This window comes from Novosphingobium sp. SG919 (genome assembly GCF_012932495.1).
Classification (GTDB): Bacteria; Pseudomonadota; Alphaproteobacteria; order Sphingomonadales; family Sphingomonadaceae; genus Novosphingobium; species Novosphingobium rhizosphaerae.
Genome location: NZ_JABCNG010000001.1, coordinates 1 through 26133 on the forward strand (window position 1 = coordinate 1; position 26133 = coordinate 26133).

Genomic DNA, 26133 nt, shown 5'->3' on the forward strand with positions numbered 1-26133 from the left:
GGGCTTTGTTGCTAACATCGCGGGGTGGAGCAGCCCGGTAGCTCGTCAGGCTCATAACCTGAAGGTCGCAGGTTCAAATCCTGCCCCCGCAACCACTTACACACTCACAACATCTCAGCCGCCTCTCACAACGAGGCGGCTTTGCTGCGTCTGGCGCATGCGCAGGACCAACAACCCTTCCCGTGAACGGGTGAGGCTTTGGGCGTTCAGCCTAGCTGCGTCGGGTCGACGCGGGGAAGGCGGACACCAGATCGCTTCCTTGGGCGACCAAGGCTGCCTCGCTCAGCGCTTGCGCCTTCGCCATCAGCAACCAATGGCGGCCCAGCGCGGCGAGGTGATCGTGGGTCGGCGTGCCCGATAAGGCCGCCAGGCGCGCGGCGATCCAGCCGGTCGTGCAAGCGAAGCCAATTGCAGGCAGTACACCAACGGCTTCGATCATCCGCGTAGGTCCCATTCATACCTGGGCAGGCTGAGGCTGCTCGCATTCGAGACCAGGCTTGCGTATTGAGGTATGTGACTGGGACGACGCGTTACAAATCCATATCTCTGCCACAACGCAGCTCTTCTCGGCGGTGCTCCCGCCGGGCCGTATCGGTCCATACCAACGTTCACTATCACTTTTTGTAAGGCGGGTTTTAGCTGTAAAAAATGAAATACATTAACAAAGTCCAGATCAACCTCTGAGGCAAGAATGTTGATGACCTACGCGCATTCGAAACAGGGCGAGCGAGAGGCAAACTGGGAACCTCTGGAGCATCATTTATCGGCAGTTGGACACCGGGCCGAGGGTTTTGCGACTTGGTTTGGCGCTGGAGTCATGGCGCGCGCGATGGGCCTGCTACATGACATCGGCAAGTGTTCGGCGGCGTACCAGGCCTATATTCGGCGTCCGGCCAACAGCGGGGGGCCAAAAGGGCCGGATCACAGCACCGCCGGCGCGCGGGAAGCCTGCAACATCTATGGCGAGGGCTATGGGCGCATCTTGGGCTTTGGCATTGCGGGCCATCACAGTGGGTTGATGAACGGCAGCGGTGAAGAGGGCAGGACCTTGTCAACCCGGCTGTCGAAGGCAGTCGAAAACTATGCCGGCTGGCAAGCGCATGTGGCTGGCCTGCCCGACGCCGCCACACTGAAAGCCGCGGCGCCCATGCTTCGCGCCAATACGATCGACAAAGGGTTCAGTGCTCCCTTTCTCACCCGCATGCTGTTTTCCAGCCTGGTTGATGCGGATTTCCTTGAAACCGAGACGTTTTACGCGAATGGCAATTCGCCGCGGCGCGGTGGTTGCTTGCAGCCGACGCATCTTGAGCAGTTGCGGACGTTCCTGGCCCGGCATCGTCGTGCCGACAGCGAAGTCAACAAACTGCGTTCGCGCATTCTCGACCATGCCAATGCCAAGGCTGAACTGGAGCCTGGCCTGTTTACCCTGACGGTGCCAACCGGCGGTGGCAAGACGTTGATCTCGCTCAGTTTTGCGATGGAACACGCGGCGCGCCACGGCCTGCGCCGGATCGTCTATGTCATTCCCTTCACTTCGATCATCGAGCAGACGGCGGCGATCTTTCGCGACGACGTGGGCCTGGCCGATGCCGTGCTAGAGCATCACGCCAGCTTCGACTGGGATCAGCGCCGCCCACGCAGCGATGACGAGGATGGGGAAGGCGCGGGCGGCCTTGCCAAGCTGCGGCTGGACGCGGAAAACTGGGATGCGCCAGTGGTGGTGACCACGGCGGTACAGTTCTTTGAAAGCCTGTTCGCCGCCCGCACCAGCCAGGCGCGCAAGCTGCACAATCTGGCCCAAAGCGTGATCGTGCTGGACGAGGCGCAATCCATCCCCGTGCACCTGCTGCGCCCATGCATGGCCGCGATCGAGGAACTGGCCCGCAACTATGGCGCCAGCGTGATCCTGTGCACGGCCACCCAACCCGCCTTGCGGATAGAGGATGGCGCGCTGCCCCTGCGCACCGACAAATCCGCCGATGGCCTGGATATTCCCGAGGAACGCGAACTGGCGCCCGATCCGGCAGACCTCTATCGCCGCCTGCGCCGCGTGGCGGTGGCGTGGCGCAAGGCGCCCGTGGCCGACGAAGAGATCGCCGCCCGCTTTGCCCAGGCGCCGCAGATGCTGTGCGTGGTCAACAGCCGCGCCCATGCCCAGGCGCTGTTTGCCCGCCTGCATGCAGAAGGGCAGCAGGGCGCAGCCCATCTGACCACGCTGATGTGCGCGCGCCATCGGCGGGAAGTTCTCGCCCGGCTGCGCCACGATTTGCAGCAGCAGCGCCCGGTGCGGCTGGTTTCCACCAGCCTGATCGAGGCGGGGGTGGACATCAGCTTTCCCGAAGTGTGGCGCGCGGCGGCCGGGCTGTTCAGCGTGGCGCAGGCCGCCGGGCGCTGCAACCGCAGCGGGGAACTGGGCGCCCTGGGTGAAGCGTTCGGCAAGGTGGTGCTGTTCGAATCCGCCGATCACGCCACGCCCCGGATGATCGAGGCGTTCTATGCCCCGGCGCGCACGGTCTTGCGTCGCGGGCTGGACGATCCATTGGGCCTTGATGCGGTGCGTGCCTATTATGAGGAACTCTATTTCCGCAAGGGCTATGCCGCGCTCGATGCTGGGCGGCTGGACGGGGTGGTCTATTCCATTGTCGAAATGCTGCGGTTGGGCGGGCGCGGGCAGGCCTGGCCTTTTGCCGATGTGGCCCGGGCCTTTCGCATGATCGATGATGTGATGGACCCGATCATCGTTCGGTTCGACGATGCGGCCGAAGACGCCGTACATGCGCTGTATCACGCGCCAGTTCCGCCGGCGGGCTTGTCGCGGCTGTTGCAGCAATATGTCGTGCCCGTGCCCGCGCGGGTGCGGGCTGAGATGATCGCGCTGGGCGCGGTGCAATGCATCCGGCCGGAAGACTATGGCGATCGCTTTGCCGTGCTGGAAAACCGGGCGCTTTATGATGCGCGCATCGGCCTGCGGCTGGACGATCCGGTCTGGCGCGCTGCGGAAACGAATGTCTTTTGAAGTTCCAAAATGGATATTTTATAGTGTGCCTTGAATGATTATAATCAATCATGTCATTTGCTTATGCAGATAGGGTAAAGAACGATTGCCCCGTTATATTCATAACGAATGTATCGAGGCGCAAAGGGGGCATATGGGGATTCGGCTGCATGTCTGGGGTGAGCGGGCGTGCTTCACGCGCCCCGAACTCAAGGTGGAGCGCGTCAGCTATGACGTGATCACGCCTTCGGCGGCGCGCGGCATTCTGGAGGCGATCCACTGGAAGCCGGCGATCCGCTGGCATGTCGATCGCATCCATGTGCTGCGGCCCATCCGGTTCCAGTCGTTCCGGCGCAACGAGGTGGGCGCCAAGGCCAGCGCGCGCAATGCCGCCAGCGCGATGGAGCGCGGCACCACGCAGGGGTTGGGGCTGGCGGTGGATGAAAACCGCCAGCAGCGCGCCACCTTGGCGCTGGTCGATGTGGCCTATGTGATCGAGGCGCATTTCACCCTGACCGACCGCGCCGGGCCGGAAGACAGCGCGGCCAAGCATATTTCCATGTTCAACCGCCGGGCCGAGCAGGGGCAGTGCTTTCACCGCCCCTGCCTGGGCACGCGCGAATTCGCGGCGGAATTTGCGCTCGTGCCGGACGGGGCCGCCCTGCCGCCGTGCGAACTGGCACCGGACAAGCGCGATCAAGATTTCGGCTGGATGCTGCACGATATCGATTTCGATCATGGCAACACCTCGCGCTTTTTCCGCGCGGTGATGCACGATGGGGTGATCGATGTGCAGGCCTGCCTGGCGCAAGGATCGGCGCGATGACCATGCTGCAGGCGCTGGATGGATACTATCACAGGCTGGCTGCGCGGGGCGAAGTGACGGCGCCGGGGTGGAGCCCGGAAAAGTTCGGCTGGTGTATCGTGATCGATGCCGATGGCGCGCCGGTGGATGTTTACGATCTGCACGATGTTTCGGGCAAGAAAGCGCGGCCCACGCTGCATTCCGTGCCGGCTGCGATCAAGCGCACCGTGGGCATCGCGCCGAATTTCCTGTGGGACAAGACCGCCTATGTCCTGGGCCGCACGGCGGGCGAGGGCAGGCGCACGGCGCAGGAACATGCGGCCTTTGTAAAGCACCATCAGGAACGGCTGGCCGGGCAGACGGATGAAGGCTTGGTGGCGCTACTGCGTTTTCTGGAACGGTGGACGCCCGAGCGTTTTGATGCAGCGCCGTTCAAGGCCGAGATGCTGGATGCCAATGTCTTGTTCCGCTTGCAGGGCGAAATGGGCTATATTCATCAGCGGCCGGCGGCGCAGGCCCTAGTTGGCACGGGCGCGGCAGCGGCTGGCGAGGGGGACGGAATTTTTTGCCTCGTCACTGGCGGGCGCGGTTCGCTGGCCCGGCTGCATCCCACGATCAAGGGTGTTGAAAACGCGCAATCTTCTGGCGCCGCGCTTGTCTCGTTCAATCTCGATGCCTTCACCTCGCTGGGTAAGGAGCAGGGCGCCAATGCGCCAACCAGCGAAGCGGCCGCGTTCCGCTATGGCACGGCGCTCAACCACCTGCTCACGCGCGGTGGCCCCAACCGGGTGAAGCGCCCGATCGGCGATGCCACCGTGGTGTTCTGGGCCGATGCCAGCGATGCCCAGGCGGCAGAGGATGCCGAGGCGCTGTTCGGCGGCGCGCTCGACCCGCCCGAGGATGCCGAAGAAGCGCGCAAAATTGCCGAGGTGATGGAGGCCATTGCCCAGGGGCGTGCGCTGGCGGAATTGCGGCCCGGGATCGAGCAGGGCACGCGGTTTCATGTGCTGGGCCTTTCGCCCAATGCCGCTCGGCTTTCGGTGCGGTTCTGGCTGACCGACGATTTCGGGGTTTTCGCGGCCAATCTTGCCTCTCACTTCAACGATCTGCGTGTCGAGCCTCGGCCGCTGAACTGGAGTGGGGCGCCTGCTGTCAACCGCCTGTTGGCACAGACCACCGCGTTGCAAGGCGATTACAAGAATATCCCGCCCCTGCTCGCCGGCGAAGTGATGCGCGCGGTGCTGACCGGCACGCGCTATCCGCAAAGCCTGCTCGCCGCCGTGATCACGCGCCTGCGCGCCGGGGAGACGGCCAACATCGGCTGGCATGCGGCGGTGCTGCGCGCCGTTCTCGTCCGCGCGCGGCGCACATCCCACCCGCATCACGCCATTTCCGCAAAAGGAGAAGTGCCTGTGGCGCTTGATCGAGAGCATCGCAACATCGGCTATCTGTTGGGCCGGTTGTTTGCCGTCTATGAACTGGCGCAAGTGGCCGCGCTGGGGCGCGGGGTGAAGGCGACCATGCGCGACAAGTATTTCGCCAGCGCCGCTGCCACGCCCGCCACGGTATTTCCGCTGGTGATCGCCCATGGGCAAAACCACCTGGCCAAGGCGCGCAAGACGCCCAAATCGGCAGGCTGGGCCTTTCTGATCGAGCAGGAATTGAACGCGATCATCAACCAGATCGAACCGGCGCAGCCGCACAGCCTGCCCCGGTCGCTGCGGCTGGAGGATCAGGCCGAATTCGCCATCGGCTATTACCACCAGCGCAGTGCCAAGTTGAAGAGCGACAAGGGCGAGGAAATCAGCCTGGCGAACGAGGAATCCGTTGCCGGCCAAGAGGGGGATGAGGGATGAGCACGCCCGTTAGCAACCGTTATGAGTTCGTCCTGTTCTTCGATGTGACGAACGGCAATCCCAATGGCGATCCCGATGCCGGCAACATGCCCCGGCTCGATCCGGAAACCAACCAGGGGCTGGTGTCCGATGTGGCGCTCAAGCGCAAGGTGCGCAACTATGTGGCGCTCGTCGGCGAAGAGAAACCCGGCCTGGAAATCTATATGAGCGAAGGCGCCACGCTCAACAACCAGCACAAGAAAGCCTGGGCCGCTGTCTTGCCCGAGGTGAAGGACGACAAGACGCTCAAGGAAGGCCCCAAGGACAAGGCCAAGGCACGCGACCTGACGCAATGGATGTGCGCCAATTTCTGGGACATCCGCACGTTCGGCGCGGTCATGTCCACCGGGGTGAATGCCGGGCAGGTGCGCGGGCCAGTGCAGTTCTCGTTCGCGCGCTCGGTGGAGCCGATCCTGCCGCTGGAAGTGTCGATCACCCGCATGGCCGCCACGACCGAGGCCGATGCCGAGGCCAAAGGCGGGCGCACCATGGGGCGCAAGCATATCGTGCCGTATGGCCTGTATCGCGCACATGGCTATGTCTCGGCGCCGCTGGCCTCGCATCCGACCAAGGGCACGGGCTTTTCTGAGGATGACCTGGAATTGCTGTGGCAGGCGCTCGATCAGATGTTCGACCATGATCGCTCTGCCGCGCGTGGGGAAATGGCCACGCGCAAGCTGATCCTGTTCCGCCATGCCAGCGCGCTGGGCAATGCCCGCGCGCAAAGCCTGTTCGACCGGGTAACGGTGGAGCGGATGTATCAGGGGCGGCCTTATGTGATCGGCAGCGAGGGCACTGGCAACCTGCCGCCCGCGCGCCACTGGTCCGACTATCGCGTGTCGATCGATCGCGCCGATCTGCCGCAGGGCGTGGATGTCATCGAGCGGTGAAAATGGGCTTCGGATTGTTATTCCGAAGCCCACATACTCCATCTACGGAGCAATAAGATTTCAATCCACGTCCCCAGATTGTGGACGACAACGTGCGCTATGGAGGCTCCCACTCAACCTTCACGACAAAACTGCCAATCGAGATTTTCAATCTCCAACCCCGTTTTCGCATGTCGGTCACCTCGGATAGCACCTGGGAGCTATAAGGAAGTAGGTGTCTATGTCAAGAATTGAGCTTGATCCGGCTGCGGAAGACCGCCTGATCCCGCTTTCGGCCTTGCAGCACTATCTGTTCTGCCCGCGCCAATGCGCGCTGATCCATGTGGAGCAGATGTGGGCTGAAGATGGCGCTACGGCCGAAGGGCGGCTGCTGCACGAGCGCGTGGACAGCGGCGGGCCAGATCGGCGCGCTGGTGTGCGCACCGTGCGCGGGCTGGCGATCCGTTCGTTCGCGCTGGGCGTGGCGGGCAGGGCTGATGCCGTGGAATTCCACGGCACGGGGCCGGACGCAGCGATTTTCCCGGTGGAATACAAGCGCGGCCGGCCCAAGGCCCATCGTGCCGATGAAGTGCAGCTTTGCGCGCAGGCCATCTGTCTTGAGGAAATGCTGGGCCTTCCGGTGCCCGAAGGGGCGCTGTTCTATGGCGAGACCCGGCGGCGCCTGGTGGTGGATTTCGATGCCGAACTGCGCGCCCTGACCGCCGATGTGGCGCGCCAGGCAAATGCCATGATCGGCGCGGGCACAACGCCGCCCCCGCATCTTCAGCCGGGATGCCGCAAGTGCTCGCTGCAGGATCTGTGCGCGCCGGGTGCCCTGGAAAAGCCGCGCAAGGTTGCTGCTTGGCTGGCGGCGCAGATCAACACGAGCTTGGGGCAGGAGTGAACCATGCGGCGGCTGCTCAACACGATCTATGTGACCAGCGAAGATGCCTGGCTGCGCAAGGACCGCGAGAACATCGTGATAGAGATCGAGGGGGCAGAAAAGGGCCGCGTGCCGCTGCATATGCTGGAAGGGCTGGTGTGCTTCAACCGGGCGGGCGTTTCGCCCGGCGCCATGGCGGCCTGTGCGGAAAAGGGCATCGCGCTCTCGTTCCTTCAGCCCAACGGTCGATTTCTGGCCCGGGTGGAAGGGCAGCGCAGCGGCAACGTGTTGTTGCGGCGGGCGCAATACCGGATTGCCGATGATCCGGCGCGCGCCGTTCCGGTGGTGCGCGGCATCGTGGCGGGTAAGGCCGCGAACCAGCGCACCGTGATCATGCGTGCGCTGCGCGATCATGCGGCGACGCTGGCGGCAACTCACAAGGATGCGCTTCAGGCCGCTGCCCTGCAATTGTCCCACGCGGCCCGGCGCACGCTGGCGGCGGCTGACATTGCGGAACTGCGCGGAGTGGAAGGGGATTGCGCGCGAATCTATTTCGCCGCCATGCCGCATCTGATCCGCCATGACGATCCGGCCTTTGCCTTCACCGGCCGATCGCGTCGGCCGCCGCTCGACCGGGTCAATGCCTTGCTCTCGTTCCTCTACGCCATGCTGGGCCATGATTGCCGATCGGCGCTGGAAGGTGTGGGGCTCGATCCGCAGGTTGGCCTGCTCCATGCCGATCGCCCGGGGCGTGCCAGCCTGGCGCTCGACCTGATGGAAGAGATACGCCCGGTTCTGGCCGATCGCGTCGCGCTCAGCCTGATCAATCGCCGCCAGCTCGCCGCGCGCGATTTCATTGTGGAGGAAAGCGGCGCGGTGCGCATGACGGACGATGCGCGCAAGGCGGTGCTGGTCGCCTGGCAGCACCGCAAGAAGGAAGAGCTGCGCCATCCCTTCGTGGGCGAGGTTGTGTCGATCGGGCTGATCGCGCACGTGCAGGCACAATTGCTGGCCCGCCACTTGCGCGGCGATCTGGATGGCTATCCGCCCTTCATCTGGAAATAGGCATGCTGGTTCTGATTACATATGACGTGAATACCCAGGACACGGCCGGCAAGCGGCGCTTGCGCCGGGTGGCTAAGGCATGCCAGGATTTTGGTCAGCGGGTGCAGAATTCCGTGTTTGAGTGTGAGGTGAACCCGGCGCAATGGGCGGGCCTGAAAGCCGCCCTGGCCCGCGAAATCGTGCCGGAGAAAGACAGCTTGCGCTTCTATCAGCTCGGCGCGGCCGGCAAGCGCCGGGTGGAACATATCGGTGCCAAGCCCGCGCTTGATCTGGATGGGCCGCTGCTGTTTTGAAAGGCGGACGGGGCAGTCTCGGGCATCTGCGCGAACCTGTAGCTGTTCCCGAAATTCCGGTAGGTTCGCGGAAAATCATGTTGCTGAAACGATGTCATAGTTTTTGCTGTTACTGACAACTGGCCGCTTCGGCGTCGTCAAGCGACTTGGTTCGCGGACGATGGTGATTTTCCTGTTCATTCTCATCGTGTAACACAAACCCAGTCGCCCCCTGCGCGGGGGCGTGGGTCGAAACGCCGACACGCTGCCATACCTGCTGAAGCCCCGCAGTCGCCCCCTGCGCGGGGGCGTGGGTCGAAACACGTCGTCAGGCAGCGTCTCCATCGTGCGCAGCGGTCGCCCCCTGCGCGGGGGCGTGGGTCGAAACCGCATCGGAAAATCCTGTGTCGCCGCCGAACTCGAGTCGCCCCCTGCGCGGGGGCGTGGGTCGAAACACCGACTGGAAGCAACTCGTCTACACGTACCTGTCGTCGCCCCCTGCGCGGGGGCGTGGGTCGAAACACCTCGCTAGTACGTCTCGCCGTTGGCGTCCACCGTCGCCCCCTGCGCGGGGGCGTGGGTCGAAACCGGTGAAGGGCGTCCTGCTCAACAACTTCCCGTAGTCGCCCCCTGCGCGGGGGCGTGGGTCGAAACACTTCGACGGTATGGTAGCGTCCCGAATACGATGGTCGCCCCCTGCGCGGGGGCGTGGGTCGAAACGAGATCCGGGGAAGGGATCCGCTGCGCATTGTGGTCGCCCCCTGCGCGGGGGCGTGGGTCGAAACAGCGCCTCGTCCACCATGCGCGGAAGCGGGGCGAGGTCGCCCCCTGCGCGGGGGCGTGGGTCGAAACACGACTGCTGCTCCCTGGCAGAGCAGGGCCGATTGTCGCCCCCTGCGCGGGGGCGTGGGTCGAAACGGTCGCATGTTTCGTTTCCTCGATCTGGGCGCGCGTCGCCCCCTGCGCGGGGGCGTGGGTCGAAACGCGCGGCTATCGCGTGCTTGAGGGGTATTGGCTCGTCGCCCCCTGCGCGGGGGCGTGGGTCGAAACACGGTGGAGGAATCCGCGTGATCGAAGTGGCGTGTCGCCCCCTGCGCGGGGGCGTGGGTCGAAACTTGGGCGTTCGCAACTTGACGCGAATGCGTGTGGTCGCCCCCTGCGCGGGGGCGTGGGTCGAAACATGGCTGAGACGCCCAGCAAGCACGCCGCTGCCCTGTCGCCCCCTGCGCGGGGGCGTGGGTCGAAACGAGACAAGCGGCAGTGACCGCCACCATGGCCAAGGTCGCCCCCTGCGCGGGGGCGTGGGTCGAAACGGCAATGGCACCACGGCCTGGAACAGCCTGCCCTAGTCGCCCCCTGCGCGGGGGCGTGGGTCGAAACCGTAAGCGGCTCTACTACACGGCGCCCCGGGTGAAGGTCGCCCCCTGCGCGGGGGCGTGGGTCGAAACCATTGCCAAAATGAAGGATGGCACTGTCGCTGTTGTCGCCCCCTGCGCGGGGGCGTGGGTCGAAACAGGCATGTTGGTAATCAAGCGCCGTGTCTGGGTGTCGCCCCCTGCGCGGGGGCGTGGGTCGAAACCGTGCCTATGGCTACAGCGTCAACATCGACACCCGTCGCCCCCTGCGCGGGGGCGTGGGTCGAAACGTCTAGCGAGCAGGGCAAACCCTCCGGCTGGGCCGTCGCCCCCTGCGCGGGGGCGTGGGTCGAAACTACCACGAGGAGATCTGACGATGACGGCCAAGCGTCGCCCCCTGCGCGGGGGCGTGGGTCGAAACCAATGCCACGGCGGTGGAGTTCCAGCGGGTGGCCTGTCGCCCCCTGCGCGGGGGCGTGGGTCGAAACCCCGAGCAGAAGGCCCTGGAAGACTATCGGCAGAGTCGCCCCCTGCGCGGGGGCGTGGGTCGAAACGTTTGCGGACGATTTGGACGACGAAATTCCGCCGGTCGCCCCCTGCGCGGGGGCGTGGGTCGAAACAAGCACTGCAATACGGACGCATTGATGGCGAAATCGTCGCCCCCTGCGCGGGGGCGTGGGTCGAAACCGCCTGATCGACATGGACGATGACGGGCTGGCAGGTCGCCCCCTGCGCGGGGGCGTGGGTCGAAACCACTACGACTTCCAGTGGAAAGGGCGGCGCTATCGTCGCCCCCTGCGCGGGGGCGTGGGTCGAAACTTCGATATCGGCTTCGGTACGCTGACCGATCCGCGTCGCCCCCTGCGCGGGGGCGTGGGTCGAAACACCTGCGACGCGATGACGCGGACCGCCGCAAGCGGTCGCCCCCTGCGCGGGGGCGTGGGTCGAAACATTGTCGAACACATCTGCCAGTGACGCGCAGAACACGTCGCCCCCTGCGCGGGGGCGTGGGTCGAAACGTGAAGTCGGCGCCCAGAAAGCCTGTGATTGACAGGTCGCCCCCTGCGCGGGGGCGTGGGTCGAAACAGCACGCCGGAAGCAATGGAAATCATCATGCGTGGTCGCCCCCTGCGCGGGGGCGTGGGTCGAAACTTCGCGACGCGAAACAGCTCCGCGCAGGCGACCGGGTCGCCCCCTGCGCGGGGGCGTGGGTCGAAACCACTCACCGGGGGTGAACCGCATGTTGCCGCCCTGTCGCCCCCTGCGCGGGGGCGTGGGTCGAAACCAGCCAGCCATGTGCGGCAGTCCACGCGCAGCCGGGTCGCCCCCTGCGCGGGGGCGTGGGTCGAAACACGTCTGTCGCCAGTTCCGGCGGCACCGGTGTCGTCGCCCCCTGCGCGGGGGCGTGGGTCGAAACGGTCAACGGCATGGTCGGCGCCGTGGTGCTCAATGGTCGCCCCCTGCGCGGGGGCGTGGGTCGAAACTTCCCCTTGGGAATATAGACCAGCATGTTCTTGAGTCGCCCCCTGCGCGGGGGCGTGGGTCGAAACAGCGGCGTTGCAGGCTCAAGGATCGGCCACGCCGTCGCCCCCTGCGCGGGGGCGTGGGTCGAAACATCAGCCGACTGATTTTGGACAGCGCTCTCCTGTGTCGCCCCCTTGGCCATGGCGACGATGTGCAGGCCTGGGCCGTCTGATTTCTTGATCGGCGAGGTACGGCATAGGGACGTGATCAATTGATCGGTCACCCGAAGCTCGCCGTGCTGAACGACCATCAGCGTTTCATATCGCGAGATTTTGGCATCGCTCATCGCGATCACCGTCATCGTGCGCACATCACCGTTGCCGAGGGTAGCATCGCATCTAGCTGCTGCGAAACAGAGGTTGTCCAGTGTCTGTGTTGCCCGCCAGCAGTTCGTCGCGCATCTTGGGTATCACATCGATCTAAGCAATATTGGGGGTAAAATCAGGGGTGTCGCCTAACATTGTGCCAATATTATTTAGGAAAATTAAGTACTTGTGTATTTGTAGATGGCTGTTCAAATCCTGCCCCGGCAACCATAGTCTCACGAAGCCCCGTCGCTAACGCCTCGGGGCTTCGTTGCGTCCAGCACTCGCGCAGCTTCACAACAGCCCCTCCCCATACCCCTCCCACTCGCGCGTGGGCTTTGGGCGTTCAGCCTAGCTGCGTTGGGTCGACGTGGGGGTAGGCGGACACTAGATCGCTTCCGTGGGCGACCAAGGCTGCCTCGCTCAGCGCTTGTGCCTTTGCCATCAGCAACCAATGGCGGCCAAGCGCGGCGAGATGATCGTGGATCGGCGTGCCGGACAAAGCCGCCAGGCGCGCGGCGATCCAGCCGGTCGTGGCAAGCGAAGCCAATTGCAGGAACGGATAGGCGACGATGACGCCTTTGGTCTTGTCGAGGCCGGCGGTGGCTTGCTCCAGCATGTCCAGCAGTTCGCCCAGCGCGTTGTTGCCCAGCTGAGCCGCGTCTGCCCGCGCGCGGGTGAGGAATGCGTGGTAGGCGCGGCCTTCGTCGCCCAGCACGCGCCGCAACACGAGGTCGAGCGCCTGCATGCCGCTGGTGCCTTCGTAGATCGCCAGGACGCGGGCATCGCGCAAGTATTGCTCCGCCGGCCATTCGCGCGTGTAGCCCGCGCCGCCCAGAACCTGGATCGCTTCGCTGGCGCAGAGACTGGCTGCTTCGGCTGCAAAGTTCTTGGTGATCGGAAGCAGCCACGACAGCAACAGGCCAGCTTGCGATCGGGCCGCTTCGTCCGGTTCGCGCGCCTGAAGATCTGACACGGCCGATGCGGTGAGCACGAGCCCGCGCGTGACTTCCGCCCGCGCCGCAAGCGAGAGCAACATGCGCTGTACATCGCCGTGCCGGTCGATAGTGACTGGCGGCGCGTCGGCCTTGCCACCCTGGCGACGTTCGGCGGCATAGCGCCAGGCGAGGGCCGTCGCCGCGCCGGCAATGCCTGCACCCTGACTTCCGACCGACAGGCGCATGCCGATGATCATCGTGAACAATTGCGCCAGCCCGCGCCCCGGCGTGCCGATGAGGTGGCCGATCGCCCCGTCGAAGCCCATCGCGCAGGTGGGCGAGCCATGCAGGCCAAGCTTTTCCTCGATCCGCCTCACGATCACGGCGTTGCGCGCGCCGTCGATATCGGACGGCACCAGAAACAGGCTGAGCCCGGCCGAGCCCGGCCCGCCTTCGGGCGTGCGCGCCAGGACCATGTGGGCGATGCGCGGGGTGAGATCATGGTCGCCATAGCTGATCCAGATCTTTTCCCCCGTCACCCGCCAGGTGCCATCTTCGTGCGGCGCGGCCATGGTGCGCAGGCGCGGCACGTCGGACCCGGCATCTGGTTCGGAAATGCAGATCGTGGCGGCCCAACTCCCATCCACCAGGCGCGGCGCCCATTCCGCGCGCAGTGCCGGCGCCGCATAGCGCTCGATCACTTTGGTGGCGCAGCGCATCGGCGTGGGCAGCATGCCGAACGCCGGTGAGGCGCGGTTGAACAATTCCTCGCACGCCGAATGGACCAGCATCGGCAAGCCCGCGCCGCCCCATTCGGTGGCGCCTTCGAGCGTGGGCCAGCCCCCTTCGACAAAGGCCTGCCAGGCCGCATGGTGGCCAGGGGCAAGTCCGACGCGGCCCTGGTCGAGCGTGCATCCCGCGCGGTCTGCCTGCAGGTTGAACGGGGCGATCACGCCTTCGGCCAGATCGGCCGCGCCGCCAACGATTTCGGCCAAGGTCGCTTCATCCAGCCCGGTATCGGGAAACAGCGCCTGGACGCGGGCAAATTCCGGCAGCGCCAGGATCTGGGCAACGATCGTACCGGCAGCGGCGGCGTAGGACATCGGCGTTTCCTCTCTCAATACGCTACCGTATGGTGAGGCGCGACGCCCCGGTCAAGACCGGTTCTGGACGCGCTGCTGCCGTCGGCCTAAGCCCAGGGCATGACGCAAGCCGCGCCCCCGCACCCAAACCCGCCTGCCGCCAAGCGCCTCACGCGGTCAGACTGGATCGCGGCCGCGATCAGCGTGATGGCCAACAGCAGCGTGGAGCAGGTGCGGGTGGAAAAGCTGGCCGTGGACCTGGGCGCGTCAAAGGGCAGTTTCTATTGGCATTTCAAGGATCGAAGTGCCTTGCTGGCAGCGGTTCTGGAAGAATGGCAGGCGCGGTCGACACTGGCGGTGCAGGACCGCCTGGTCCGCGAGGAGCCCGACGTGCGGCTGCGCATCCTGCGCTTGATGGAACTGCCGTTTCATTCGCAGGCTGCCGCTCGCGCTGCCGATCTCGAACTGGCAATCATGGGCTGGGCGCGCCGGTCGGACGCAGCGCGCACGGCGGTGGCGGCGGTGGACGACGCGCGCACGGCCTATCTGGCGGACTTGTTCGCCAGCCTTGGCCTTGGTCAGGAGGATGCCGCCTGGCGCGCGCACCAGGCCTATGCCTTGCTGCGCTATGTGGCCCAGCGCACCGATCTGCCATTGGCCGAGCGCAAGGGCATGGTGCTGCGCCTCCATGCGCGGCTGACGGAAGGCCATGCGGCCGAAGGGGCCTGACGATCGCGCGATCATGGCACGCGGTGGTCTGGGGCGGTAGTAGCAGCCCAGCCAGAGCTTTAGGCGCGCGTGCGACCGGGCTTATCCGGGCCCACGCGCGCCGATACAGGGGAAATGCTGTGGGCGGCGAAGCAGTTATTCGCCCTGCCAGCCTTCCAGCAGATCACGGAATTCGTCGGCGTGGTCTTCTTCCTGGGCCAGGATGCCTTCGAGCATGATCCGGGTGGTGGAATCGCGATCGCCGACATAGGCGATCAACTCGCGATAGGCCTCGACGGCAATGCGCTCGGCGATCAGGTCTTCCTTGACCATGTCCTTGAGCGTCTTGCCCACCTGGTATTCGGCGTGGCTGCGCTGGGTCAGCGTGGCGGGATCGAGGTCGGGCTCGCCGCCAAGCTGCACGATACGCTCGGCCAGCTTGTCGGCATGGGCGCGTTCTTCGTTGGCGTGCTCAAGGAAATGGGCCTTGATCGGTTCGGAAACCAGGCCGTCGGCGGTATAGTAGTGGCGCATGTAGCGCAGCACGCAGACCCATTCGGTGGCCAGCGCCTTGTTCAACTGGGCGATGATCACCTCGCGGTCCTTGGGGAAGGACTGGGTCACGGGCCCCTGGTCGATATGCTTGCGGGCCTGCGCACGCAGCGTTGCGGTGTCGGTGAACGTGGCTTCGGGCGGGGTCGTCGGCTTGGCAATGCTGGCGGTGGCCATGGAACATGCTCCTGCAATGGGGCGGCATGCGCGCGGGGCCATGCCGTGTCATCGGGCAAATGATCGGGCTGCCTTGCGGTTCCAATGCACCTTTGGGGCCAGGGCGTTTGCGGCATGCGGATCAATGCCGCCCGCGCGATCGCTCTGCCGGGTAATCCGGTCCGTCGCCGTTCGGATTGCCTTCCCCTCATGAGCGGGACTGCTATAGCCCCCTCACGATGGACCTTGTGACGACTCCGCTGCGCATGCCCGCAGACTGGCGCGATTTCTTTGCGCTGACCAAGCCGCGCGTGATGACGCTGGTGATCTTTACCGGCCTGTGCGGCTTGTTGGCCGCGCCCGGAGAGATTCATCCGGTGCTGGGCTTTGCCGCGATCCTGTGCATTGCCGTGGGCGCGGGCGGTGCCGCCGCGCTCAACCAGTGGTGGGAAGCCGATCTGGACGCGGGGATGAAGCGGACGGCCAAGCGGCCGGTGCCCGCAGGCCGGATGGAGCGCGAATCGGCGCGCGATTTCGGCTTTGCCCTGTCGGGCGGCTCGGTCGTGGTCATGGGCCTGGCGATCGGATGGCTGGCCGCCGCGATCCTGGCCGTCTCGATCTTTTATTATGCGTGGGTCTATACCGTGTGGCTCAAGCCGCGCACGCCGCAGAACATCGTGATTGGCGGTGGGGCCGGGGCCTTTCCGCCGTTGATCGGGTGGGTGGCCGTGACCGGGCACATCACCTGGATGCCGGTGGTGCTGTTCCTGATCATCTTTTTCTGGACGCCGCCACACTTCTGGGCACTCGCCCTGTTCGTCCAGACCGACTACGCCAAGGTCGGCATCCCGATGCTGCCGGTGGTGGCCGGCGAACGGGTGACGCGGCGGCAGATCCTGCTCTACACGCTGCTCTTGGTGCCGCTCAGCCTGGTGCCCTGGGCGCTGGGTGGTACAGGGCTGGTGTTCGGCGTGGCGGCGGCGCTGCTGGGCTTGGGCTTCCTGGCGTTGGCGCTGCGCGTGGGGCTGCGCCAGAGTGTGCCGAACGACACGATGAAGCCGGAAAAGCGGCTGTTTGCCTATTCGGTGCTCTATCTGTTTGCATTGTTCGCCGCGCTGGTGCTGGATCGGTTTGCCGGGCTCCATGGGTGGGCCTGACGGGAGAGGACGAGACGTGGGCAAAGACCCGGAACAATTTGATCTCAAGGCTTTTCGCAACCGGCAAAAGGCGCGCAACCGTGCGCTGGGCGTGCTGCTGGGTGCGCTGGTCGTGCTGTTCTTTGCCATCACCATCGTCAAGCTGGGCGTGCAGGCGGAACATCGCCAATCGGCGCAGCGGCCGGCCGGCGCGAGCCATGCCTGAAGCCATGACGCGGGCCTGAAGGCTCCATAACGGGAGAATGACGATGGCAGCGGCAATCGAGAAAACCGCCCGTGCCAATCGCAAGGTGGCAGCCATCGCGGCAGGCGTGGCGCTGGGGATGCTGGGGCTGGGCTATGCGGCCGTGCCGCTTTACCGCATGTTCTGCCAGGCCACCGGCTTTGCCGGCACCACCCAGCGCGCCACCGCGGCGCAGGCGGCGGCGGTCAAGGCCACGCTGCGCCCGATCACCATCCGCTTCGACGCCAATGTCGCACCGGGCCTGCCCTGGACGTTCAAGCCCGAACAGGTGACCCAGGACGGGCGAATCGGCGAGCGCAAGATCGCCTTCTTCACCGCACGCAACAATTCCGACTCACCGATCGTGGGCCGCGCGGTGTTCAACGTGACGCCCGAGCAGACCGGCGCCTATTTCCACAAGATCCAGTGCTTTTGCTTCAACTATCAAAAGCTTATGCCTGGACAGGAAGTGCGCATGCCGGTGGTCTACTACGTAGACCCCGCTATGCTGGATGACGCGAACACGCGCAACGTGCCGGAAATCACGCTGAGCTATACGTTCAACAAGGCCGCAAATTGACTGGACCGGCAGTGCGCAGGCCGATAGACGTTGCAACCATCACAAAATTGGCTCCCGCTGCGCAAATGGCGAGGATGCCAGGCAAGCCTTGGGGGAAGTAGACGATCATGGCCGGTGCCAAGAACCACGATTATCACATCCTGCCGCCTGATATCTGGCCACTGATGGGGGCTTTGTCCGCCCTGGTGATGACCAGTGGCGGCGTGCTGTTCATGCACAAGATCACCGGCGGCACGCAGATCATGCTGCTGGGCCTGCTCGGCGTGATCCTCACCATGTTTTCCTGGTGGGGCAAGGTGATCAAGGAAGCCCACGCCGGCGATCATACCCCGGTGGTGCAGTTGCACCAGCGCTATGGCATGATCCTGTTCATCGCTTCGGAAGTGATGTTCTTCGTCGGTTGGTTCTGGGCGTTCTTCGATTTCTCGCTGTTCCCCAGCAAGATCAACACCGACGTGATCGGTGGCGTCTGGCCGCCCAAGGCGATCGAGGCGGTGATCAACGCGTTCGACCTGCCGCTGCTCAACACGCTGATCCTGCTGTGCTCGGGCACCACGCTCACCTGGGCGCACCACGCGTTGATCCACGGCGATCGCAAGAGCCTCAAGCAGGGCCTTGCTGCCACGATCCTGCTTGGCCTGCTGTTCACCTCGATCCAGGCCTACGAATACGTCCACGCGCCCTTCGGCTTTGGCCAGAACACCTATGGTTCGGCCTTCTTCATGGCCACCGGCTTCCACGGGTTCCACGTGATCATCGGCACGATCTTCCTGATCGTGTGCTGGATCCGCGCCGAACGCGGCGAATTCACCCCGCGCCAGCATTTCGGCCTGGAAGCGGCGGCCTGGTACTGGCACTTCGTCGACGTGGTGTGGCTGTTCCTGTTCGTGGCAATCTACGTGTGGGGCAACTGGGGCGCGGTGGTCGAATAAGCCACTGCTTTTCCGCACCGCCTAAAAAAGGGGCGCCTTCCAGATGAGGAAGGCGCCCCTTTTTTTTGGCTGCGGGGGAAGGCCGGCTGGCCTCCCCGCTCGACCATTACTTCACAGCGGCGAGTTCGGCAGACAGCCCGGCCGCGCGCTGGTCCTTGAGCACGGCGCAGTCCTGCACCCGCTCGATCGCGCGATCGAGTTCCAGCGCACCCGAGTTGTTGGCAAAGCGGGGCCGCCACGCAACAATCGCCTTGGCCTTGTCGGCCGAACAGAACCCGCTCACCACCTGCGGCAGGCTGCGTGCCAGGAAAATGCCGCCGCCGCTCGACAACAAGCTGTCGAGATGCGCATCGGCCCAGGCAAAGGCCTGATCCGCCGTCTTGGGGGAAGCGATGGCCAGCGAAATGCCCATCAGCTTTTCCGAAAGGCGCAGGCGCTTGTCGGAAAAGTCCTCGACCAACCACTTGGCCACGGCCGGATCGTTGCTGCGCCCCACGGCGCGGAGCAGGGCCGGGCGCAGCACCGGGTCTTCCGAAGACAGCGCCTTCTCCATCAGCGTCTTGGCGCCGGCCAGTCCATGCGGCTTGAGCCAGGCCTTGAACGCGCTGTTGTAGAAGGCAGGATCGAGCGCCTTGGCATCGCCCGCCAGCATGGCATCCACCGCGCCCGCCAGCTTGGTGTTGAGCGCAGCATCTTCGGCGGTGTCGGCCAGTTCGGCCACCAGCGCCACGCGGCGTTGCTGCGTATCGGGATCGTCGCCGGCATGGGCGCCTGCGCGCGGATCGAAGCCCAGCTTGGCCAGTTGGGGAGCGCGCACTTCGCCCACCAGGCGGCGCAGTCCATCGTGCGCGGCAGGCGTCAACAGGCCCTGGGTATCGAACGCGATCAACTGGCCGGTGGCGCCATCGCTGGCATAGCTGTCGAGATTGGCCGCAAAGCTGCGCGCGGCGGCCACCAGTTGGGCCGGGGTGGCACGGCCGGCCATGAAGCTCGCTTCCAGGCTGTCGATCGTGGCCAGCGCTTCGCCGCCGGGCAAGCTGGCCCCTTGGGCGATCAGGCTGTCCCACTGCGCGGCGGGCAATTCGAAGCGGTAATAGCCGGTGCCGCCGGCATTGGGCACCAGCGCGCCGGTCCCGGCAATCGAGACCGTGGCGGTCTTGTCCACCAGCAACTGGCAGGCGCGGGCGTCGCCCTGGCGCAGGCACAGCGGCACGCCCCAGGTTTGGGTCGGCGCCTGGGTGCCCAGTCGCGCATAGCGGCTTTGCGTCACCGTCCACTTGCCCTGGCCCGCCGGCGCGAAGGTGACGAGTGGCACGCCCTGCTGGTCGGTAAAGCTTTGCATCGCGGGCAGGATACGCGGATCGCCGGCAGCATCGGCCATGGCGCCAAAGAAATCGGCGGTGCTGGCATTGCCGTACTTGTGCTTGGCCATGTAGCCGCGCACGCCATCGCGGAACTTGGTATCGCCCATGAACGCGGCGATCATCGATACGACGTGGCCGCCCTTGCCATAGGTGATCGTGTCAAACGCGGCATCGATCTGGCTGTTACGCGTGATCGGCTGGTGGATCGGCCGGCCAACGAGCAGGGCATCGGTGCGCATCGCGGCAAAGCCTTCTTCCAGCGCGCCGGCGCCGATGTTGAGATCGGGCCGCCATTCGTTGCCGATGCGGAAGCCCATCCAGTTGGCAAAGCTTTCGTTCAGCCAGATATCGTCCCACCAGGCCGGGCTGACCATGTCGCCAAACCATTGGTGGGCCAGCTCGTGCGCCACGACCATGCCGAAATTGCGCTTTTGCGACGTGGAGGCCTTGTCATCGAGCACGAGGAGCGAATCCTCGTAAAGATCGGCCCCGGCGTTTTCCATCGCGCCCGGCATGATCGGCGCGGTGATCTGGTCGAGCTTGGGGAAGGGGAAGGCCTGGCCGAAATAGTTCTCCAGATGGCTGACGATGCCCTTGGTGCCTTCCAGCGCGAAAGTCAGTTTCTCGGCATTGGGCCGGGTGGACACGACCCGCAACGGCAGCGGGGTGGCGCGCTGGGGCGTGGCCGGCACGGTGCCGTCCACGCTCACGAACGGCCCAGCCATCACCGCCACCAGATAGCTGGGCAGCGGCAGGGTTTGGGCAAAGCGGTGCACGGTCTGGTTGCCACGGGTCTCGGTCGCCACTTCGGGCGCATTGCTCACCGCGCGCTGGCCGGCGGGCGTGGTGATCGTCACGGTATAAGGCGTCTTGAAGCCGGGCTGGTCGAACGACGGGAAGGCACCGCGCGCATCGATCGATTCGAACTGGCTCCAGCTATACCACTGGTCGCCCACGTGGACGCGGAACAGGCCGGTGGGGCCATCGTTGAAGCCGGCGTCATAATCGAACACCAGCGTTGCCGGCCCGGCAGGAAGGCCCTGTGCAAACGTGACGAGCGCCACGCCGGTATCATCGGCTTGGCTGAACGTGCCGGCAATGGTCTTGCCGCCCACTTTGGCAACCACACGCTTCACCCCCAGGTTTAGCCCGTGCATCCACACATAACGGCCGCCCTCGTTCACGGTCACGTCGATCTCGGCATGGCCAGAAAAGCGCGGCTGGGCCGGATCGAGCGTGAAATCGAGGCGATAGGCCTTTGGCACCACTGCGTTGCCCAGCTTGCCTACCGGCATGGTGCCTGCAGCGGCGGGAATGGCCTTCGCCTCGGGAGCGGCGAGCGCTGGCGTAGCGGCAAGAGTACCCGCCAGCATGGTGGCAGCAAGAAGCAGAGCGCGCATGGGATCCTTTCACGCGAAAAAGAGCATGCCCGCGTGCTTGCGCGCGCTTTGTTGCAGGGGCAACCGGTTTCGACGAACCGCAGGCAACGATCTGCCAACGGCATTGCCCAGATCCTCCCCCGCCACGCGGGGGAGGTGGCAGCCCGCAGGGCTGTCGGAGGGGGCAGGTGCGGTGCGGCGCAAAACAGAACGCCAGAGTAAATCGTCGCTGTGGATCAAGTTCGGTGTGGCTTCGGAAGGAGAGGGCCTACCGCAACAACCCGCCCAGCAACCCGCGGGCAAAGCGGCCCAGGGCTTCGCCGCCCAGGCTGGTGGCGATGGAGCCGACCACGGCGCTGACGCCGCTGGCCACCGGCGAGGCGCGCGATTTCTTGCCGGCGATTTGCGCCGCGATCATGGCCCCGGCGGAGGAAGCGACGGCACCTGCTGCGGCCTTGCCAGCCTTGCCCCATAGCGAGGGAGACTGGCGCGGCTGCGCGCGTTGCGCGGCTTCGCCCTGTTCTGCCGCCACTTGCGCCGCTGCGGCGGCATCGGCGGCCTTCTGCGCCAAGACTTCGGCCGCGCTTTCGCGGTTCACGGAGGTATCGTACTTGCCGCCAAACGGGCTGGCCGCCTGGATCGCGGCGCGTTCGGCCGGGGTGACCGGCCCCAGGCGCGAGCGTGGCGGCGCGATCAGGGTGCGCGCCACCATGCCCGGTGCGCCTTCGGCGTCGAGCGTGGAAACCAGCGCTTCGCCCACCTTCAGTTCGGTGATCGCCTGCGCCACATTCAGATCGGGGTTGATGCGGAAGGTTTCTGCCGCGGCGCGGATCGCCTTCTGGTCGCGCGGGGTGAACGCGCGCAGGGCGTGTTGCACGCGGTTGCCCAGCTGGCCGGCGACCTTTTCGGGAATGTCGATCGGGTTCTGCGTGACGAAATAGACCCCCACGCCCTTGGAGCGGACGAGGCGGACGACCTGCTCGACCTTGTCCATCAAGGCATCAGGCGCATCGTCGAACAAGAGGTGGGCCTCGTCGAAGAAGAACACCAGGCAGGGCTTTTCCGGGTCGCCCACTTCGGGCAGCGCCTCGAACAGTTCTGACAAGAGCCACAGCAGGAACGTGGCATAGAGCTTGGGGCTCTGCATCAGGCGGTCTGCGGCCAGCACGTTGACCAGCCCGCGCCCCTGTTCGTCCACGTGCAGGAAATCGTTGATCTCGAACGCCGGCTCGCCAAAGAAGCGATCGGCCCCCTGGCTTTCCAGGCCCAGCAACTGGCGCTGGATCGCGCCCACGCTGGCCTTGGTCACGTTGCCATATTTGGTGGCAAGCGCACCGGCATTTTCCGCGCAGGCCGCCAGCACGGCCTGAAGATCGGCCAGGTCCACCAGCAGCAGGCCGTTGTCGTCGGCATAGCGGAACGCGATGGTCAGCACGCCTTCCTGCGTTTCATTGAGGCCCATGAGCCGGGCGAGCAGCAACGGCCCCATTTCCGAAATCGTGGTGCGGATGGGGTGGCCCTGCTCGCCATAAAGGTCCCAGAACACCGCCGGATTGTCGGCATAGGCATAGTCGGCAATGCCCAGGTCCCTGGCGCGCTGTTCCAGCGAAGCGGCATGCTTGAACGTGGGGCTGCCAGGCATGGCGATGCCGGAAAGATCGCCTTTCACATCGGCCAGGAACACCGGCACGCCTGAACGGCTGAACTGTTCGGCCATGCCCTGCAGCGTCACGGTCTTGCCCGTGCCGGTGGCCCCGGCGACCAGGCCATGGCGGTTGGCCCGGCCCAGCAGCAGCACTTCGCGTTCGCCCTTGTTGCCCAGGCCCAGGAAAATCTCGTCCATCGCCGCACTCTCTCGTTTTGGTTTCACCCGTGTTTAGGATGGCGCGCGATTGCCCGCGAGGGCTTTTTGCATCCGCATCGGCTTGCCGCTATGCGCGTGGGGCCATGACACGCGCCCCCTTCCTTTTGCTGGACGATGCCCGCCAGGGCGATGCCGGCTCTGCCCGGCTCTATACCGACCCGCGCGAGATCGTGATCGCCCGCCGCCCGGAAGAAGTGGAAGCGGCCTTGGTGCGGATCGGTGCCACGCCGGGCCGGTGGGCCGGGGCGCTGGCTTATGAAGCCGGACTGGCGCTGGAAGAGCGACTGGCGCCGCGCGCGGCGGCGCGCACCGGGGCGGCCGGTCCGCTGGTGTGGTTTGCCCGCTTTGCGCAGATGAAAGCACTGACCAGCGCGCAAGTGGGCGCCTGGCTGGCGCGCGAAAGCAGCGCGCCTGGGCGGCTTGGGCCGCTTGGCCCGGCGCTTTCGTCCGGCGGCTATGCCCGCGCCTTTGCCAAGGTACAGGAAGCGATCCGCGCGGGAGACATCTACCAGGCCAATCTCACGTTCCAGCTCGCCGGATCGTGGTCCGGCGATCCGCTGGCGATCTATGCCGCGCTGCGCGAGGATGCACGCGGCGGGCATGGTGCCGTGCTGTGGGACGGTTCGCACTGGCACCTGTCGGTCTCGCCCGAGCTGTTCTTTGAGTGGCAGGGAACGCAAGTCACCGTTCGCCCGATGAAAGGGACTGCCCCGCGCGGCCGTACCGAAGCGGAAGACGCCGCGTTCAAAGCCGCGCTCGCCGGCAATGCCAAGGACCGCGCCGAAAACCTGATGATCGTGGACCTGATGCGCAACGACCTGTCGCGCGTGGCGGTGCCCGGCACGGTGAAAGTGCACGATGCCTTTGCCGTGGAAACCTATCCCACTGTGCACCAGATGGTGACGACGGTGACGGCGCAAGTTGTGTCCGGCACGGCGGCGGCCGATGTCTTGCGCGCGATATTCCCCTGCGGATCGATCACCGGCGCGCCCAAGATCCGCGCGATGGAATGGATCGACATGGCCGAGCGCGATGCGCGCGGGCTCTATTGCGGGTCCATCGGCTATGTCGATGTGCCCGATCCTGCCGGCAGCGCGGATGCCGATACACCTGGGGCCGATACACCTGGGGCCGATACACCTGGGGCCGATACACCGGGGGCCGATACACCGAGGACTGGCAGCGCGGCGTTCAATGTGGCAATTCGCACCGTGCGCCTGGTGCCAGACCATCCCGGCGCGGCCGGGGGGCGGGCGACCATGGGGGTCGGTTCGGCCGTGGTCGCGGATTCGGCGATGCTGGGCGAATGGCGCGAATGCGTGGTAAAGGGGAATTTCTTGCGCCTGAACGCCGGCAGTGCCGACCTGATCGAGACCATGGCCTTCGATCCCGCGGCGGGCATTCCGCTGCTGGAACGCCATCTCGAACGGATCAAGCAAAGCGCGCAAGCCTTGGGCTTTGCGTTTGACCGGCACGCCGTGCGCAATGCCATCCACGCGCTGTGTTTCGATCTCGATGCACCGGCCAAAGTGCGGCTGGTCGTGGCCAAGAGCGGTGCCCATGCGCTGGAGGCCGCGCCTTTGCCCGCGCCGTTCGATGGCGCGGCGGTTTGCGCGGTGCTGCCCTTGCCGGTGGACGCTGGCGATTGGCGCCTGCGCCACAAGACCAGCGATCGCGGCTTTTATGAGGCCGGCCTCAAGGCCGCGCGCCGCGCCGGTGCGCACGAGGCCCTGATGCGCCGCGACGATGGCCGGCTGACCGAAGGCTGCTTTACCAACCTGTTCGTGCCGCGCGATGGCGTGCTCGTCACCCCGCGTGCCGAGCTTGGCCTGCTGCCCGGTGTGCTGCGCGCACAATTGCTCGATGATGGCCGCGCGGTGGAAGGCGATGTCACGCTTGATGACCTGGCCCCGGGCTTTTTCATCGGCAACGCCCTGCGCGGCTTGATCCCCGCCCGCCTGCTGGGGCAGGGCTGACCCGCCATGGACAGCCAGAAAACCAGCCAGGCGCTTGGGCGCATCTCGCCCTCGCGCACCAATGCGATGACCGACCGCGCGATCGAACTGCGCGCGCAGGGCAAGGACATCATTTCGCTCTCGGTGGGCGAACCCGATTTTCCCACGCCGCCCCATGTGATCGAAGCCGCCAAGGCCGCGCTCGACAATGGCCAGACGCGCTATACCGCCGTGCCCGGCACCCAGGCCCTGCGCGAAGCCGCGGCGCTCCATTTCCGCCGCGACCTGGGGATCGTGGTGCCGCCATCGCAGGTGATCGTCACGGCCGGCGGCAAGCAGGCGATTTTCGAAGCGCTGCTGGCCACGCTCGACGCTGGCGACGAAGTGCTGATCCCTTCGCCTTGGTGGGTCAGCTATCCTGAAATCGTGCGTTTTGCCGGTGCCACGGTGGTCGATCTGCCGACGCGCGCAGAGGGCGGCTTTCGCATCACGGCGGAACAACTGGACGCGGCGATCACGCCCGCCACGCGCTGGCTGCTGCTCAACAGCCCGGGCAATCCCACCGGCGCCACCTATCCGGCGCACGAATTGCGCGCGCTGGGCGAGGTCTTGCGCCGCCATCCGCGCGTGCTGGTGCTGTCCGACGATATCTATGCCTCGCTGCGCTATGGCAGCGGCGCCCATGCGACGCTCAGCGTGGAATGCCCCGATCTGGCGACGCGCATCCTCACGGTATCGGGCGTTTCCAAAAGCCATGCGATGACCGGTTTCCGTATCGGCGTTTCCGCCGGGCCGGAATGGCTGATCCGCGCCATGGCCAAGCTGCAATCACACAATTCGGGCAATCCCTGCTCCATTGCCCAGGCGGCGGCGACGGCGGCGCTGGCCGGGCCGCAGGATTTCCTGGCCGATTGGCGCAAACGCTTCCGCGCGCGGCGGGACAAGGTCGTGGCGGCGATCAACGCCATTCCCGGCCTGTCCACGCCGGTGCCCGATGGCGCATTCTATTGCATGATCGACGCTGCCCCGCTGATGGCGCGCTTTGGCGATGACGAGGCGCTGGCGCTGCGTCTGCTGGAACATGGCGTGGCGGTTGTGGCGGCCTCTGCTTTTGGCGGGGCGCAGGGCTTCCGCATCTCGTTCGCGGCCGACGATGCCGTGCTGGACGAGGCGCTGCGGCGAATTGCGGCGGCGCTGGCCTGACTCCTTCGACAAGACGGGCGCAAGCGGCTAAGGGGCAGCCAACAACCCCGTTCGTGCTGCGCCTGTCGAAGC

19 protein-coding genes, 1 tRNA gene and 1 CRISPR repeat array are annotated in these 26133 nt (G+C 65.6%); of the genes, 15 read left to right on the forward strand and 5 right to left on the reverse strand.

Annotated elements, in window-relative coordinates; all coding sequences use genetic code 11:
* Window positions 1-18 precede the first annotated feature (18 nt).
* Window positions 19-95, forward strand: a tRNA-Met gene (locus tag FHT19_RS00005).
* A gap of 116 nt (window positions 96-211) precedes the next feature.
* Here FHT19_RS00005 and FHT19_RS00010 read toward each other — a convergent pair.
* Window positions 212-439 carry a hypothetical protein gene (locus FHT19_RS00010; protein ID WP_169473151.1) on the reverse strand — a complete coding sequence of 76 codons (228 nt, stop codon included), beginning with the start codon at window positions 437-439 and terminating at the stop codon, window positions 212-214.
* Between the two features lie 258 nt (window positions 440-697).
* Between FHT19_RS00010 and FHT19_RS00015 the strand changes: the two genes are divergently transcribed.
* The 7 genes from FHT19_RS00015 (at window position 698) to cas2 (ending at window position 8805) form a co-directional block, all read left to right on the forward strand.
* The gene (locus FHT19_RS00015) at window positions 698-3016 is read left to right on the forward strand and encodes a CRISPR-associated endonuclease Cas3'' (protein ID WP_169473161.1); all 2319 of its coding nucleotides are present in this window, start codon (window positions 698-700) and stop codon (window positions 3014-3016) included.
* Window positions 3017-3149: 133 nt separating this feature from the next.
* Window positions 3150-3821 (forward strand): type I-C CRISPR-associated protein Cas5c, encoded by a 672-nt coding sequence (gene cas5c, locus FHT19_RS00020; protein ID WP_169473163.1) that lies wholly within the window; start codon window positions 3150-3152, stop codon window positions 3819-3821.
* Entirely contained in the window at window positions 3818-5656 is a 1839-nt protein-coding gene (gene cas8c / locus FHT19_RS00025; RefSeq protein ID WP_169473165.1) for a type I-C CRISPR-associated protein Cas8c/Csd1, read from the forward strand. The genes cas5c and cas8c overlap by 4 nt, the downstream gene beginning before the upstream one ends.
* Window positions 5653-6585 (forward strand): type I-C CRISPR-associated protein Cas7/Csd2, encoded by a 933-nt coding sequence (cas7c, locus tag FHT19_RS00030; RefSeq protein WP_169473167.1) that lies wholly within the window; start codon window positions 5653-5655, stop codon window positions 6583-6585. Before cas8c ends, cas7c begins: the two co-directional genes overlap by 4 nt.
* A gap of 220 nt (window positions 6586-6805) precedes the next feature.
* A complete protein-coding gene (gene cas4, locus FHT19_RS00035) occupies window positions 6806-7468 on the forward strand; it encodes a CRISPR-associated protein Cas4 (protein ID WP_169473169.1) in 663 nt (220 codons plus the stop codon).
* 3 nt (window positions 7469-7471) lie between these two features.
* Window positions 7472-8512, forward strand: a complete 1041-nt coding sequence (gene cas1c, locus FHT19_RS00040) for a type I-C CRISPR-associated endonuclease Cas1c (RefSeq protein ID WP_169473171.1) — start codon at window positions 7472-7474, stop codon at window positions 8510-8512.
* A gap of 2 nt (window positions 8513-8514) precedes the next feature.
* Window positions 8515-8805 (forward strand): CRISPR-associated endonuclease Cas2, encoded by a 291-nt coding sequence (cas2, locus tag FHT19_RS00045; RefSeq protein ID WP_169473173.1) that lies wholly within the window; start codon window positions 8515-8517, stop codon window positions 8803-8805.
* A gap of 203 nt (window positions 8806-9008) precedes the next feature.
* Window positions 9009-11820: a CRISPR direct-repeat array (repeat unit 32 nt; unit sequence GTCGCCCCCTGCGCGGGGGCGTGGGTCGAAAC).
* A gap of 494 nt (window positions 11821-12314) precedes the next feature.
* Here cas2 and FHT19_RS00050 read toward each other — a convergent pair.
* Window positions 12315-14009: an acyl-CoA dehydrogenase family protein gene (locus tag FHT19_RS00050; protein WP_169473175.1), complete on the reverse strand. Its 1695-nt coding sequence runs from the start codon at window positions 14007-14009 to the stop codon at window positions 12315-12317.
* Between the two features lie 99 nt (window positions 14010-14108).
* Between FHT19_RS00050 and FHT19_RS00055 the strand changes: the two genes are divergently transcribed.
* A complete protein-coding gene (locus FHT19_RS00055) occupies window positions 14109-14717 on the forward strand; it encodes a TetR/AcrR family transcriptional regulator (RefSeq protein ID WP_169473177.1) in 609 nt (202 codons plus the stop codon).
* Between the two features lie 135 nt (window positions 14718-14852).
* Here FHT19_RS00055 and FHT19_RS00060 read toward each other — a convergent pair whose 3' ends face one another.
* On the reverse strand, window positions 14853-15425 hold the full coding sequence (locus tag FHT19_RS00060; protein ID WP_168553775.1) for a ferritin-like domain-containing protein: 573 nt from the start codon (window positions 15423-15425) through the stop codon (window positions 14853-14855).
* 218 nt (window positions 15426-15643) lie between these two features.
* On the opposite strand from FHT19_RS00060, the gene FHT19_RS00065 reads away from it, so the two are divergent.
* The 4 genes from FHT19_RS00065 to FHT19_RS00080 all read left to right on the forward strand — a co-directional run bounded on the left by FHT19_RS00065 (window position 15644) and on the right by FHT19_RS00080 (window position 18296).
* Window positions 15644-16561: a heme o synthase gene (locus FHT19_RS00065; protein WP_168553776.1), complete on the forward strand. Its 918-nt coding sequence runs from the start codon at window positions 15644-15646 to the stop codon at window positions 16559-16561.
* 16 nt (window positions 16562-16577) lie between these two features.
* Complete coding sequence (locus FHT19_RS00070; RefSeq protein ID WP_210425592.1) at window positions 16578-16766, forward strand: hypothetical protein; 189 nt, start codon at window positions 16578-16580, stop codon at window positions 16764-16766.
* Between the two features lie 43 nt (window positions 16767-16809).
* On the forward strand, window positions 16810-17364 hold the full coding sequence (locus FHT19_RS00075) for a cytochrome c oxidase assembly protein (RefSeq protein WP_169473179.1): 555 nt from the start codon (window positions 16810-16812) through the stop codon (window positions 17362-17364).
* A gap of 107 nt (window positions 17365-17471) precedes the next feature.
* Window positions 17472-18296: a cytochrome c oxidase subunit 3 gene (locus FHT19_RS00080; protein ID WP_168553779.1), complete on the forward strand. Its 825-nt coding sequence runs from the start codon at window positions 17472-17474 to the stop codon at window positions 18294-18296.
* Window positions 18297-18402: 106 nt separating this feature from the next.
* On the opposite strand, the gene FHT19_RS00085 is transcribed toward FHT19_RS00080, so the two are convergent.
* On the reverse strand, window positions 18403-21060 hold the full coding sequence (locus tag FHT19_RS00085; protein ID WP_169473181.1) for a M1 family metallopeptidase: 2658 nt from the start codon (window positions 21058-21060) through the stop codon (window positions 18403-18405).
* Between the two features lie 247 nt (window positions 21061-21307).
* Window positions 21308-22882: a helicase HerA-like domain-containing protein gene (locus FHT19_RS00090; protein WP_169473183.1), complete on the reverse strand. Its 1575-nt coding sequence runs from the start codon at window positions 22880-22882 to the stop codon at window positions 21308-21310.
* Window positions 22883-22986: 104 nt separating this feature from the next.
* Here FHT19_RS00090 and FHT19_RS00095 point away from each other — a divergent pair, with 104 nt between their 5' ends.
* Window positions 22987-24879, forward strand: a complete 1893-nt coding sequence (locus FHT19_RS00095) for a chorismate-binding protein (RefSeq protein ID WP_169473185.1) — start codon at window positions 22987-22989, stop codon at window positions 24877-24879.
* Between the two features lie 6 nt (window positions 24880-24885).
* On the forward strand, window positions 24886-26061 hold the full coding sequence (locus FHT19_RS00100) for a pyridoxal phosphate-dependent aminotransferase (RefSeq protein WP_248290202.1): 1176 nt from the start codon (window positions 24886-24888) through the stop codon (window positions 26059-26061).
* Window positions 26062-26133 lie beyond the last annotated feature (72 nt).

Coding starts and splice junctions, on each gene's coding strand:
- cas5c (WP_169473163.1), top strand. CDS start 3,150: ATGGGGATTCGGCTGCATGTCTGGGGTGAGCGGGCGTGCTTCACGCGC.
- cas2 (WP_169473173.1), top strand. CDS start 8,515: ATGCTGGTTCTGATTACATATGACGTGAATACCCAGGACACGGCCGGC.
- FHT19_RS00060 (WP_168553775.1), bottom strand. CDS start 15,425: ATGGCCACCGCCAGCATTGCCAAGCCGACGACCCCGCCCGAAGCCACG.
- cas7c (WP_169473167.1), top strand. CDS start 5,653: ATGAGCACGCCCGTTAGCAACCGTTATGAGTTCGTCCTGTTCTTCGAT.
- FHT19_RS00075 (WP_169473179.1), top strand. CDS start 16,810: ATGGCAGCGGCAATCGAGAAAACCGCCCGTGCCAATCGCAAGGTGGCA.
- FHT19_RS00010 (WP_169473151.1), bottom strand. CDS start 439: ATGATCGAAGCCGTTGGTGTACTGCCTGCAATTGGCTTCGCTTGCACG.
- cas1c (WP_169473171.1), top strand. CDS start 7,472: ATGCGGCGGCTGCTCAACACGATCTATGTGACCAGCGAAGATGCCTGG.
- FHT19_RS00085 (WP_169473181.1), bottom strand. CDS start 21,060: ATGCGCGCTCTGCTTCTTGCTGCCACCATGCTGGCGGGTACTCTTGCC.
- FHT19_RS00095 (WP_169473185.1), top strand. CDS start 22,987: ATGACACGCGCCCCCTTCCTTTTGCTGGACGATGCCCGCCAGGGCGAT.
- FHT19_RS00090 (WP_169473183.1), bottom strand. CDS start 22,882: ATGGACGAGATTTTCCTGGGCCTGGGCAACAAGGGCGAACGCGAAGTG.
- cas8c (WP_169473165.1), top strand. CDS start 3,818: ATGACCATGCTGCAGGCGCTGGATGGATACTATCACAGGCTGGCTGCG.
- FHT19_RS00055 (WP_169473177.1), top strand. CDS start 14,109: ATGACGCAAGCCGCGCCCCCGCACCCAAACCCGCCTGCCGCCAAGCGC.
- FHT19_RS00080 (WP_168553779.1), top strand. CDS start 17,472: ATGGCCGGTGCCAAGAACCACGATTATCACATCCTGCCGCCTGATATC.
- FHT19_RS00100 (WP_248290202.1), top strand. CDS start 24,886: ATGGACAGCCAGAAAACCAGCCAGGCGCTTGGGCGCATCTCGCCCTCG.
- FHT19_RS00065 (WP_168553776.1), top strand. CDS start 15,644: ATGGACCTTGTGACGACTCCGCTGCGCATGCCCGCAGACTGGCGCGAT.
- FHT19_RS00015 (WP_169473161.1), top strand. CDS start 698: ATGACCTACGCGCATTCGAAACAGGGCGAGCGAGAGGCAAACTGGGAA.
- cas4 (WP_169473169.1), top strand. CDS start 6,806: ATGTCAAGAATTGAGCTTGATCCGGCTGCGGAAGACCGCCTGATCCCG.
- FHT19_RS00050 (WP_169473175.1), bottom strand. CDS start 14,009: ATGTCCTACGCCGCCGCTGCCGGTACGATCGTTGCCCAGATCCTGGCG.